At 46.7% G+C, this 13,099-nt stretch carries 12 protein-coding genes; all 12 read right to left on the bottom strand.

What is annotated here, in order from left to right:
• Positions 1-45: 45 nt before the first annotated feature.
• Entirely contained in the window at positions 46-1,044 is a 999-nt protein-coding gene (ftsY, locus tag MKY99_RS12960; protein WP_042187710.1) for a signal recognition particle-docking protein FtsY, read from the bottom strand.
• 105 nt (positions 1,045-1,149) lie between these two features.
• Entirely contained in the window at positions 1,150-4,719 is a 3,570-nt protein-coding gene (smc, locus tag MKY99_RS12955) for a chromosome segregation protein SMC (RefSeq protein ID WP_339270902.1), read from the bottom strand.
• A 171-nt stretch (positions 4,720-4,890) separates the two neighbouring features.
• Positions 4,891-5,595 (bottom strand): ribonuclease III, encoded by a 705-nt coding sequence (gene rnc / locus MKY99_RS12950; RefSeq protein ID WP_042127220.1) that lies wholly within the window; start codon positions 5,593-5,595, stop codon positions 4,891-4,893.
• Between the two features lie 12 nt (positions 5,596-5,607).
• Positions 5,608-6,846 carry a beta-ketoacyl-ACP synthase II gene (gene fabF, locus MKY99_RS12945; RefSeq protein ID WP_076282776.1) on the bottom strand — a complete coding sequence of 413 codons (1,239 nt, stop codon included), beginning with the start codon at positions 6,844-6,846 and terminating at the stop codon, positions 5,608-5,610.
• A gap of 218 nt (positions 6,847-7,064) precedes the next feature.
• Positions 7,065-7,298 (bottom strand): acyl carrier protein, encoded by a 234-nt coding sequence (locus MKY99_RS12940; RefSeq protein WP_036686493.1) that lies wholly within the window; start codon positions 7,296-7,298, stop codon positions 7,065-7,067.
• 224 nt (positions 7,299-7,522) lie between these two features.
• Entirely contained in the window at positions 7,523-8,272 is a 750-nt protein-coding gene (fabG, locus tag MKY99_RS12935; protein WP_042187706.1) for a 3-oxoacyl-[acyl-carrier-protein] reductase, read from the bottom strand.
• A 52-nt stretch (positions 8,273-8,324) separates the two neighbouring features.
• Positions 8,325-9,248, bottom strand: coding sequence for an ACP S-malonyltransferase (fabD, locus tag MKY99_RS12930; protein ID WP_042187705.1), 924 nt, complete (start codon positions 9,246-9,248; stop codon positions 8,325-8,327).
• 37 nt (positions 9,249-9,285) lie between these two features.
• Positions 9,286-10,275, bottom strand: coding sequence for a beta-ketoacyl-ACP synthase III (locus MKY99_RS12925; protein ID WP_139328492.1), 990 nt, complete (start codon positions 10,273-10,275; stop codon positions 9,286-9,288).
• A gap of 8 nt (positions 10,276-10,283) precedes the next feature.
• The gene (gene plsX, locus MKY99_RS12920) at positions 10,284-11,273 is read right to left on the bottom strand and encodes a phosphate acyltransferase PlsX (RefSeq protein ID WP_042187701.1); all 990 of its coding nucleotides are present in this window, start codon (positions 11,271-11,273) and stop codon (positions 10,284-10,286) included.
• The gene (fapR, locus tag MKY99_RS12915; protein ID WP_042127208.1) at positions 11,257-11,853 is read right to left on the bottom strand and encodes a transcription factor FapR; all 597 of its coding nucleotides are present in this window, start codon (positions 11,851-11,853) and stop codon (positions 11,257-11,259) included. The genes plsX and fapR overlap by 17 nt, the downstream gene beginning before the upstream one ends.
• A gap of 423 nt (positions 11,854-12,276) precedes the next feature.
• A complete protein-coding gene (rpmF, locus tag MKY99_RS12910; protein ID WP_019911234.1) occupies positions 12,277-12,450 on the bottom strand; it encodes a 50S ribosomal protein L32 in 174 nt (57 codons plus the stop codon).
• A 69-nt stretch (positions 12,451-12,519) separates the two neighbouring features.
• Positions 12,520-13,032, bottom strand: a complete 513-nt coding sequence (locus tag MKY99_RS12905; RefSeq protein ID WP_339270897.1) for a DUF177 domain-containing protein — start codon at positions 13,030-13,032, stop codon at positions 12,520-12,522.
• Positions 13,033-13,099: the final 67 nt, after the last annotated feature.

Below are 13,099 nucleotides of genomic sequence, written 5' to 3'. Positions count from 1 at the left end.
TGTAAATATGACTTCTTTAAGATCATGTGTAGGTATGGATTACACTTACTCTTCCGATTCTTCTGACTCTTCCTCAGCAATTAATCCGGCAAAAAGAGCATGCACGAACTGCTGAGAATCAAATGGCTGCAAGTCTTCCATCTTTTCTCCGAGCCCTACGAGCTTCACTGGTAAGTTCATTTCCTGACGAATGGCTACTACAATTCCGCCTTTAGCTGTACCATCCAGCTTCGTCAAGACGAGCCCTGTTACCCCACTCTTTTCACCAAATAGCTTGGCTTGAGTAAGCGCATTTTGACCTGTGGTCGCATCTAGCACCATCAGTACTTCATGCGGAGCACTAGGAATTTCTCTTTGAATAACGCGGAAAATCTTGTTGAGCTCTTCCATCAGATTGCTCTTATTCTGAAGTCTGCCTGCCGTATCGCAAATCAAGATATCTACATTCCGCTGCTTAGCCGCTTGAACAGCATCGAACATAACAGCGGCTGGGTCAGAGCCAGCTTGTTGCTTAATTACGTCTACGCCAGCACGTTGACCCCAAACTTCGAGCTGTTCAATCGCTCCGGCACGGAACGTATCCCCTGCGGCCAAAAGAACTTTTTTACCCTCTTGTTTGTAACGATGTGCTAATTTACCGATCGTAGTCGTCTTGCCTACTCCATTTACCCCAACGAACAAGATAACTGTAATGCCATCCGGATTTTCCTTCAGGCTGTTATCGTCATCGCCGCGCAGCAATTCCATGAGCTTACGAGACAAAATGGGTTGCAGCTCAGCTGCATCTTCAATTCGTTTTTGTTTCACTTCGGCGCGCAGATCCTCGACAAGTGTCATTACTGTATTAACACCTACGTCCGCACCAATCAAGATTTCTTCCAGCTCTTCGTAGAACTCTTCATCTATTTTTTTACGGCGGATAATCAGGTCTGCTACCTTCTCGACAAAGCCTTTACGGGTTTTCTCTAATCCGTCGCGGAATTGTTTGGTTACACTTTCCGTTTTGCCGGAAATGCTTTCTTTTAACTTCCTGAAAAAGCTCATTTGTTTCCTCCTAAAAATTTTGTGAGCGACACTTCATTGATTTAACTTCGTACAAAACTCGCTTCGAAAGCAGATACTTAAAAAAATCACCATTTTGGCAAGCCGTTAAGCGATCTCTGCTTCCTCATCCTCTAAACGTACAGAGACAAGCTTAGATACTCCGCCTTCTTCCATCGTCACTCCGTAGAGCACATCCGCCTCTTCCATCGTTCCTTTGCGGTGTGTAACGACGATAAATTGCGTTTGTTCCGAGAACTCACGCAAATACTGTGCAAAACGCACGACATTCGCCTCATCTAGCGCAGCCTCTACCTCATCCAGTACGCAGAACGGAACCGGCTTCACTTGCAGGATGGCAAACAAGAGGGCCATCGCAGTTAAGGCGCGTTCCCCACCAGAGAGGAGCTGCAGGTTTTGAAGCTTTTTACCCGGTGGTTGGGCTACGATATCTATACCTGTTTCAAGCATATGTTCTGGATCCAGCAGCATGAGATCAGCTCGACCGCCTCCGAACAGCTTCGAGAATACCGTGCCGAATTGTTTACGGATCGCATCAAAGGTCTGTTTGAAGCGTTTGGACATTTCATCTTCCATCTCACGGATAACTTGATACAGGGTAGTCTTGGCTTCGACCAGGTCATCTTTTTGTCCACTAAGGAAGGTATAACGCTCATGAACACGCTGATATTCTTCAATCGCACCTAAGTTCACTTCGCCCAATGCAGAAATACTACGTTTCAGACGCTGTACATCCGCTTGTGCGGCAGGCACATCTTCGGGCACAGGATAACGTTGCTTCGCTAGTTCATAGCTTAGCTCGTAATCATCACTCAGCTTACGAAGAATATTATCAAGTTCAACATCGAGACGACCCACAGAAACTTCAGTAGAACGCAGCTTGTCCTCCACGACTCTAAGTGCCTGACGCTGATCCTTGGTCTTGCCCTCCTCTAGCTCAAGCTTACGGGTTAACGCTGAACGTTCCGCCCGAGCTAGATCCAAAGTACCGGCTGTCTCTTCCTTCTTCAGACGATAACTATTCAAATCTTCTTTCTGTTTCACGGTTTCCAAAGCATTGCTAGCCAAATCCTGTTCGATCGTATGTAGCAGGTTTCGATTTTGGCGTAGCTCTTTATCCTGTGAACCCGCATCTTGTCTTAGACGGCGTAATTGTTCCTCCAAGGAAAAGATCTCCTGATCGAGCTTGCCTTCTGATACTTTCATGCTGGTCAGCTTGCCTTGAAGCTCTTCCTTAGCCGATTCATTCGCTTTACGCGCCGATTCGGCATTACGGATACCCTCATGAGCTTCCTTCTCTTCCTTCTCGAGACGTTCAAGCTCAGCAGAGGCTTGTTTCCGAGTCTCCTCAAGCGTGCGGACCTCACTTTCAAAGCCACTACGTTCCGCGCCTGTGCTTTCCACTTGTTCCTGCACATGCCGAAGCTCCTGTTCAAGCTGCTTCAAATCGCCAGAAACACGTTGCTCTTCCAGTCTCTTCTCATCACCATCACGGCGCAGGTCCTCTAGCTTCACGCTAGCGTTCTCCTGCTCTTCACGAAGTCTGGCTATGCCTTGTTTCAGCTTAACAATTTGACGCTCGCTCTCTTCGATCTCACTGCTCAGCTGATCCAGCTGGCGTTTACGACTAAGTAAGCTATTGTTCTTCTTATGTTGGCTACCACCAGTCATGGAGCCCCCGGCATTGACTACATCACCCTCTAGCGTAACCACACGATAACGATACTGGCATCTAGCGGCGATGCGGTTAGCCTGCTCCAGGCTCTCAGCAATAACTACATTGCCAAGCAAACTGCCAACAATACTTGCATACTTATCATCGTATCCAACGAGTTCGGAACCAATTCCAACAAAACCTTCAGCATCTTCCACCATTCCTCGGTCGCTACCGGAAATTTGGCGTGGCCGGATAACATCGAGTGGTAGAAAAGTAGCTCGTCCCAATTGACGTTGCTTCAGGAAAGATATCGCTTGACGAGACACGCTCTCATTATCCATAACCACGTGTTGCAGCGATGCACCCAGCGCAGTCTCAACAGCCATTTCCAGCTTCTCAGGAACGGAGATGAGTTCAGCAACCGCACCATGCACACCGCTAAGCTGTCCTTTACGAGCTCCTTTGAGAACTTCTTTAACCCCAAGCATAAAGCCATCGAAATCATCCTGCATTTCTTTCATGGTCTCGTGACGGGAGACTTGTGCTTCCCGCTTCTGTTCCCACTTTCTCAGACCTGATTGCGTCTCTTCAATCAGCTTCTGACGTTTACTAAGTTGTTCACTTTCAGTAATATAAGCACCACGAAGATTGCTTAGTTCTTTTCCAAGCTGGGCAATCTTGTCTTTTAGCCCTTTCTGGTTAGCAGACAGCTCATCATGCCGTGCAGTCCATTTGCCGCTTTCTTCTTCACTGCGGCTCATACGACGCTCCAGGTTCTCCTTCTGTTGATCCGCGTAACGAATTTCGTTACGTGCATTCGCCATAAGGTTCATTAACTCCAGGAGAGCACTTTTCAGCTTCTCCTCCTGGCTCTGACTAATACCGTCAGCGACACCTTCGAGTCTTGCCTCTTCCGCTTCGATCTGTTTCCGAAGCTCAACAAGCTTAAGCCGGGACGCTTCGAGCTTAGCTTCTAAATCCCCAAGCTCACGCTGTCGGTCCGCAGAACGCTCACCTACAGAACCTAATGTGAGCATTAACTGTTCACGGTTGCTCTCAAGATTACGCTTGCGTTCCTTCAACACTTCCCCGTAACCTTCGCTCTTCTCATAAGCTTCACTATAACGGAGCAATTGCTCTTGCTGCTTCTCAATCTGTTCTTCTAACGCGCGCAGTTCAGCACGTCCGCTTTCCAGCTTCGCATCATGAGCAGAGACAACTGTAGATAATTCCAGTTGCTCATCCTTTAAAGTTTCGAGCTTAGCGTTACCTTCCTGCCAAGCTGTATGAATGCCTTCAATCTGATGCACATAGACTGAAATTTCCTGATGCTTCAGTTGTTCCCGAAGCTCTTTAAAGCGAATGGCCTTCTCCGATTGATCCTTTAGGGGACCAATCTGATCCTCAAGCTCACTAATCAAATCGTGAATACGAAGCAAGTTTTGCTCCGTGTCGTCAAGCTTTCGACTTGCATCTTTTTTGCGCGATTTATATTTTACAATACCCGATGCCTCTTCGAAGATGCCTCGCCGATCCTCGGAACGAGTACTCAGAATCTCTTCAATCCGACCCTGTCCGATAATCGAATAAGCCTCACGCCCGATACCAGTATCCATGAACAGCTCTGTGATATCCTTCAGTCGGCAGGATTGCTTATTAATTAAATATTCACTCTCACCACTGCGGTGAACACGCCGAGTCACTGTAACTTCGCTGAAATCCAGTGGAAGCGTGTGATCCTCATTATCGAGCGTAAGTGATACTTCACCATAATTCACAGCTTTACGCGCGTCACTACCGGCAAAAATAATATCTTCCATCTTGCCGCCACGCAGTGATTTAGCACTCTGTTCGCCGAGCACCCAGCGTATGCCGTCAGAAATATTGCTCTTGCCGCTTCCGTTCGGACCCACTACGGCCGTTATTCCGCGCACAAATTCCATTTCTGTTTTGTCGGCAAATGATTTAAAACCAGCTAATTCTATCCGTTTCAAAAACATACTTGCCTATCACCTCTGACCCATTATACCATAGCGTTTATTCGCCTAAAATAGCTTCAAAATGAAGCTTGGCTATTCTTTCGAAAAAGAGCAGCAACGGTCTGAGCTCCGCCTAAACGCCGGTATTCAGACCTTTGCTGCTCTCCTCCGCTTGTCCACATGATGCAAAATTCAGGCACCATCTTCTTTCAGATGCAACAGTGCAGCTGCTGCAGCCTGCTGCTCTGCTTCCTTCTTCGAGCGGCCGCTCCCTTTACCAAGTGAACGGTTAGTCATTAACACTTCAGAGACGAATTCACGCTCATGCGCGGGTCCCCGTTCTTCAATGATCCGATATTCCAACGTACCCATATTGTGCTGCTGAATTAGCTCTTGCAGTTCCGTCTTATAATCAGTCATCTGCATTTGCAGTTTCCCATCCGTCTCCACAAGTGGAAATACGTGATTATCAAGAAAAGACCGTACAGTTTCCAGCCCTTGGTCAAGATAAAGCGCTCCCACGAAGGATTCGAACACATCAGCCAGCAGGGCCGGGCGAGTACGTCCGCCCGTAAGTTCTTCCCCTTTTCCCAGCAGTACATAACGGCCAAAACCTAAACTCTCAGCGAACTTAACCAGCGAAGGCTCGCATACGATAGCGGCACGTAGCTTGGTCAGTTCCCCTTCAGGTCGGTCTGGCAACAGATTGTACAAATATTCAGAAACCGTCAGCTCCAGTACAGCATCCCCTAGAAATTCGAGACGCTCATTGTCCTGATGCTGATTGAAACGGTGTTCATTCACATAGGATGCATGGGTAAAGGCCTGCTTCAGAAGCACAGAATCGTGAAATTGGATTTGAAGTTGCTGTTGTAACTGCTTCAGTTCTCCTTTCACCGCGCTGTCCCCTTACTGATTATATTTTTTTAGAATAACTGTTGCGTTATGTCCCCCGAATCCAAACGAATTCGACATTACAATATCAAGATCCGCTTTACGTGGAACATTTGGTACATAATCCAAATCACATTCCGGGTCCTGGTTGTCCAAATTAATCGTTGGAGCAATCATGCCCTTTTGCAAAGAGAGTCCGCAGATAATAGCTTCTACTCCACCAGCAGCACCTAGAAGATGACCTGTCATGGATTTCGTTGAGCTAATAGCTACTTTATAGGCATGTTCGCCCAATGCTTTCTTAACAGCAGCCGTTTCTGATCGATCTCCTACAGGCGTTGAAGTACCATGTGCGTTGATGTAATCAATATCTTCAGGAGAGATACCAGCATCACGGATTGCCATCTTCATGCAGCGAGCTGCTCCATCTGGATCCGGTTCAGTCATATGGTGAGCATCAGCGCTTAGACCATAGCCGATTACCTCAGCATAAATCTTCGCTCCACGTTTCTCCGCATGTTCAAGGGATTCCAGAATCAAGATCCCAGCGCCCTCTCCCATAACGAAACCATCGCGATCTACATCAAATGGCCGACTAGCCTTCTCCGGCTCATCATTACGAGTGGACATCGCTCTCATTGCACAGAATCCTGCCATTCCTGTTGGACGAATGGTCGCTTCCGAACCACCGCAGATCATAGCATCCGCGTCTCCACGTTGAATCAGACGGAATGATTCCCCAATGGAATGACTTCCTGTAGCACAGGCTGTCACTGTAGTCGTATTCGGTCCCTTTGCACCGAGGTTAATGGACAGCTGCCCAGAACCCATGTTAGCGATCATCATCGGGATAAAGAACGGGCTAACCCGTTTTGGCCCTTTTTCAAGCAACAGATTATGATTGTCTTCCCAAGTACCAAGACCACCGATACCCGAACCAACAGATACACCGATCCGTTCAGCATCGATATCTTCACCGATCTTAAGTCCACTGTCTCTCAATGCATCTTCACCAGCAGCCACTGCAAATTGTACAAAACGGTCCATTTTGCGGGCTTCCTTGCGGCCAAAAAGCGCCTCCGGATCAAAGTCTTTAACTGATGAAGCAATTTGCGTAGTGTATTCACTGACATCAAACGCTTCAACCATCGATACACCTGATTTACCGCTCATCAGATTATCCCAGAACGTCTCCAAGTCTTTCCCCAGTGACGTAATTACGCCCATCCCGGTTACAACCACTCTATGACTCAAACACAATCACCCCATCTATAGGCTGTATACATTATATTCAGTACTTATATACTGCAAATTATTACTATATGAACAGCGATCACCGCATCATTAAAGCTTCCGCGGTTCTGTTATAATCCCTATGAAGCTGCACATGGCAACCTGTAATACATCTTTAATCCTGTATAAATGAGGAGAAGCCCCGCCCAAGTTGGAACGGGACTCTCAATCATATGACTCTAGGTATGAGATTGTATGTACTTCACAACTTCACCCACGGTCGTAATCGTCTCTGCATCTTCATCAGAGATTTCCATGTCGAATTCATCTTCCAATTCCATAACCAATTCTACTACATCAAGAGAATCAGCACCTAAATCATCTTTGAAAGACGCTTCTAATGTTACCTCAGCTTCATCGGCACCTAAGCGGTCGATGACAATGCGTTTTACACGCTCTAATACATCGGACATCCGGTTCACCTCCTCTTTTGGTATTATACGAGATATGAGGTCAAAATACCATAGACCGCAAAAAACGCTTTCCTGATCCCTCACATTTCATCTTTAAAACAGTGTAATTTCTCCCAAGCATAAACGCTTTCGGCGTCCTTATAAGGACAGTAAGTGTTTATGTTAGAAATATAAGGATAAAGTATAGTGTGAAACTTATACTTTCTTATATTTTCAAAGGAGAATTACATATACATCCCGCCATCCACGTGTAGTGTCTGGCCGGTCATATAAGCGGCGCCTTCAGAAGCTAAGAAAACAACTGTCATAGCTACTTCTTCCGGACGCCCAAGGCGAGCTAGTGGAATGCCCTTCTCTAGCTCACTGCGAACTTCTTCAGAGAGCTCACGTGTCATATCTGTATCAATAAACCCAGGAGCAATACAGTTGACGGTGATGCCCCGCGAAGAAAGCTCACGAGCCGATGCCTTCGTTAAACCGATGACACCAGCCTTAGCTGCAGAGTAATTAGCCTGACCAGGGTTACCTGTCACGCCCACAACCGAGGAAATATTAATGATTCGGCCATAGCGCTGTTTCATCATCGGACGTGTTGCTGCCTTAAGGCAATTAAACACACCTTTCAGATTCGTCTCAATCACTTGATCGAACTCTTCCTCTTTCATGCGCATAATCAGGTTGTCCCTAGTAATGCCGGCATTATTGACAACAATGTCAATACGTCCCCAGGTATTAAGAACCTCTTTCACAAGGCTCTCGGCCTGTTCACTATTGCCGACATCTCCACGGAGTGCAATACCCTCCGAGCCAAGCTCGACAATACGGGCCACAGTCTCCTGTGCCGCCGCTTCACTTCCTGCATAGTTCACGGCCACCTTTACACCGTGTTCTGCAAGAGCAAGCGCGATACTACGACCAATGCCACGTGAGCCGCCAGTTACAAGGGCCGTTTGGCCCCGCAATGCTGAGAACATAGTCTAATCCCCTTTCAATCATGATGCTGTTGTCAAAATGTTAAACCATTTCTTACAAAACAGTTTGGACACTTTCAAGTGTATTAATGTTGATTACTTTGACTGTTTTATCTATTTTGCGGATCAGACCTGCCAGAACACTACCAGAACCAATCTCAACAAAAGTGTCAACACCATCCGCAATCAACCATTCAATACTGTCTTGCCAAAGCACAGGAGAATACACCTGACGAACAAGCAGTTCGCGAATTTCTTCGGGATCTGTTACCGGTGATGCAGTGACGTTAACGATGACAGGTACATTTGGAGTGTTGAAGGTTACTTTCTTCAACTCTTCTGCCAAACGATCTGCAGCAGCTCTCATCATAGAAGAGTGAAAAGGTCCACTTACTTCTAGCGGAATTGCCCGCTTGCCACCAGCTTCTTTAACACGCTGCACAACACCATTAACGCCTTCCTGAGATCCGGAAACAACGATCTGACCTGGACAGTTAACGTTAGCCAGTTCTACAACACCATTCTCTTCAGAGATAGTTTGGCATAATGCTGCCAGCGCTTCTCGTTCTGCACCAAGCACTGCCGCCATTGCACCTTGTCCTCCTGGAACAGCTTCTTCCATGAAACGACCTCTCAAGCGTACAAGTGTTACAGCATCTTCATATGACAACACACCCGCAGCTACTAGTGCACTGTATTCACCAAGGCTATGACCAGCAACATAATCCGGCTTCAAGCCTTGTTCACGTAGAGCTTCAAGATAGGCTACGCTTGCTGTAAGAAGCGCTGGTTGCGTGTTTACCGTTTGCTTCAACTCACTGTCCGGTCCTTCAAAAATCAGCTTACTTAGTGGAAATCCGAGAACTTCATCCCCTTTCTCGAACACTGCACGGCTGTTTGGAAGAGCATCATAAACATCCTTGCCCATTCCAACTGCTTGTGCTCCCTGACCGGGAAAGACGAATGCAATTTTACTCATAAGTATGAACTCCTTCCCGTATAACGGTCTTAGCTTATTACCAGATCAATACAGATGCGCCCCAAGTCAAGCCACCGCCGAATCCAACCATCAGGACGGTGTCGCCTTCTTTCATACGTCCTTCTTCCGCCGCTTCAACAAGCGCTAGTGGAATGGAGGCAGCCGAAGTATTGGCATATTTATCAACATTGATTACACATTTCTCTGGTGGCAAATCAAGACGCTGCATAGCGGATTGAATGATACGAATATTCGCTTGGTGAGGTACAAACAAATCGATATCTTCCTTACCCAGACCAGCTTTAGTAAGCACACGTTCTGTAGCTGAGCCCATTACACGAACAGCAAATTTAAAGACTTCACGGCCATTCATATAAATGAAATGCTTCTTATCTTCAACGGTTTGCTGAGAGGCAGGCAAGCGCGAACCGCCGGCTTCTAGCTTAAGCAAGTTCCCTCCAGAGCCTTCAGCACCCAGATCAAAGGATTGGAAACCACGACCTTCCGGAACCTCACCAATGATAACTGCACCTGCTCCATCACCAAACAAGACACAAGTATTGCGATCTGTATAATCTGTGATGCGGGATAAAGTATCCGCACCTATAATAAGTGCATTGTTGTACATTCCGTTCTGAATAAAGCCAACCGCAGTAGCTAAGCTGTATACAAAACCAGAGCAGGCTGCTGACAAGTCAAAAGCCGCAGCGCCTTTAGCACCCAGTTTATCCTGCAAAATACAGGCTGTAGAAGGGAAAGCACTATCAGGTGTTACTGTTGCAATAATAATAAGATCCAAATCTTCGGCTTTCATTCCAGCGGAATCAAGTGCCTTGAGTGCTGCTTCATACGCTAGATCAGAAGTTGCCTCGTGAGGCGCAGCAATATGTCTCTCGCGGATGCCTGTCCGACTGACGATCCACTCATCGTTAGTCTCCACTATTTTTTCCAGATCGCTATTTGTCAATATTTTCTCAGGTACATATTTCCCAGTTCCTATAATTCCAACCGGTCGCAACTGTCTCATGTCGTCACTCACTTCCCGCTAATTTCCTTGGATATACTTGGCACAAGATCGGCTTGTAGAGCAATCCGCGCTTGTCTTACCGCATTCTTAACTGCATTTCCGTCAGAAGATCCGTGGCCCTTCACTACCAATCCGCTAAGACCGAGTAGTGGTGCACCACCGTGCTCTTTGTAATCCATTTTACCCTTTAAAGCTCTAAGCTCCGGCATCAGCATAGCCGCGCCAAGCTTAGTCTTCAGGGAACGACTAAATTGCTCCTTGAGCAAAGAGAACAAAGCGCCCGCCGTACCCTCAAGAGACTTCAGCAAAATATTACCGGCAAATCCATCGCAGACAAGCACATCGCAATTCCCTGTCAGTACGTCACGTGCCTCAACATTACCGATAAAATGAATACCTGGCAAGTTCTCAAGCAGCGGATAAGCTTCTTTCGTCAGTTCGTTACCCTTTCCAGGCTCCGTCCCTACATTCAGAAGTCCCACACGCGGCTTAGCAATACCATGAACCTTGCTCCGGTAAATGCTGCCCATCAGCGCATATTGTACCAGATGTTCAGGCTTCGCATCCATGTTAGCACCAAGATCAAGAGCCAGTACGCCAACATCGTCAAGCGTTGGAATCATAGGCGCCAGTGCAGGACGTTCAATTCCCTGCATCCGGCCAACTACGAGGAGTCCTGTGGTCATTAGCGCACCCGTGTTACCCGACGAAATCATAGCATCTGCTTCACCTTCACGCACCATTCGTCCAGCTACAACCATGGATGAGTCTTTTTTACGACGAACTGCCTTAACCGGCTCTTCATCAGAACCAATGACGTCTCCTGCATGACGTATTGTCAGATTAGATGGCTTGTCTTTGAGTAGTGGCTCTAATCTGGCTTCGTCACCAACGAGCACAATCTGCGTATCTTTCCATTCCGCGGCCGCGGACAACGCCCCCTCGACATTACATTCAGGAGCGTTGTCCCCGCCCATGGCATCAATGGCGATCAGCACTATGGTTACCCCCTTCACTGTGTTCATCATTTGCGGACCGATACACTATAAAATGGCCCTGAAACACTAGTTCTTCTCCGACATAGGTGAATACGTCCACCTCTGCTTTGCCACCCCTACCGGCGAGTGACCGCACCTGTGCTTTGGCAATACACTTCTCACCTAGCTGAACTGTGCGTACAAAACGTATATCGGCTGAAGCGGTCAGAGCAATTTCATCGTTGATTACGGCAACCGCAAGCGAGTTCGCTTGAGCAAACACATAGTGACCACGAGCGATCCCATTTCTAGAGAACACATGGTCTTCGCGAATCTCAAATATCGAAATCCCACTCTTGTCCAATTGTAAATCCACAATGTCTCCGATGACTTCATCCGCAGGCAAAGAGCGCACCTGATCATAGGAGTGCTCTGCCATTTGCTTCATTCGTTCACGCAGTTCCGGTATCCCCAGCTCCATTCGGTCTAACCGAATCGTCTGAATGCTAACTTTTAGCTGACGAGTCAACTCCCGATCCGTTACAAAAGGATTACCTGCGATTATATGTAGCAGCTGTTGCTGACGTTCTTTCTTGGACATCCGCTCGATTGCGGCTCACCTCCTGGCACGTGCCAAGCATAAACGCCTTCGGTGTCCTTATGGACGATAAGCGTTTAAGCGAGAAATATAAGACATCAAGTATAGGTGCATAACTTATACTTTCTTATATTTTAAAGAAAGCATTCGGCCGCTTGAATGGCCGCTGTTATATTAGGTCAAATAACCTTAAACATTATTTAGAACCAGGTACTAATATGTAGTATAAAGCATGCCGCACCAAAAATAAAGCATTGACTTCTGGGCGGCTTATGTTTGGATAAGCATAAACGCCTCAGCGTCCCTAATAGACGGTAAGCGTTTGTGCAAAAAATATAAGGATAATGTATAGCGTAAAACTTATATATTCTTATATTTCAAAAAAAATAGTACTTCACCGATAGTGAAGTACTATTTATTCCGAAACTATTGTTTGATGATTTCTCTTGCTTTGTAAGTTCCGCAAACTTTACATACGTGGTGAGCCAATTTCAACTCTCCGCATTGTTCGCATTTCACCATGCCCGGCACAACCAACTTAAAGTGGGTGCGACGTTTGTCACGGCGTGTTTTAGACGTTCTACGTTGTGGTACTGCCATGTGTTCCACCTCCTTGTGATATTTCTGTCAGCCTGCTCCTCAGAGCAGAATGTGTTTTGTTGTAATGTTTCATTTGAAAAAGTCTTTCAACCCAGCGAGTCGAGGATCGATCACTGTGTTGTCGCAACTGCAGGTGCCTTCGTTCAAGTTCTGTCCGCATTTCTGACAAAGACCAAGACAGTCTGCCTTGCACAATACCGAATCCGGTAAGTGCAGTACGAAATTTTCTTCCACATAAGGAATAAGATCCACAACCTCATCCTTGACGTAAATGAGTTCCTCATCTTCGTCATCTTCTGGAAGAACTGGCTGCTTAAGCCACTTGAAAGTCTCAGCAAAAGGAATGTTCAAATCACTTTTGACCTCCGTGAGACAACGTGAACATAACATGTCCACATCTCCACTCAGTTTTCCCACCACGTTCACACAATCGGTTCCCGCGGGCAGCGCTTTAAGGTCCACTGAGAGCGGAGCAACAGCTAGAATATCCTTGCGCCCTTTGACTACCTCGCTGACATCCACAACATCGTGAATATGTAACGGTTCGTCGGCATTCGCTAATTTGCGAAAGTGAATCTGCATAACTTATCACTCCCAAACAAACAAAATTTATTATACCTAGTATTATATACCTTTGTCAACCATTTTC

This window comes from Paenibacillus sp. FSL R5-0470 (assembly GCF_037975205.1).
Taxonomy (GTDB): domain Bacteria; phylum Bacillota; class Bacilli; order Paenibacillales; family Paenibacillaceae; genus Paenibacillus_AQ.
Note: the sequence above shows the minus strand (reverse complement) of the source record. Positions and strands in the feature narration are given on the sequence as shown.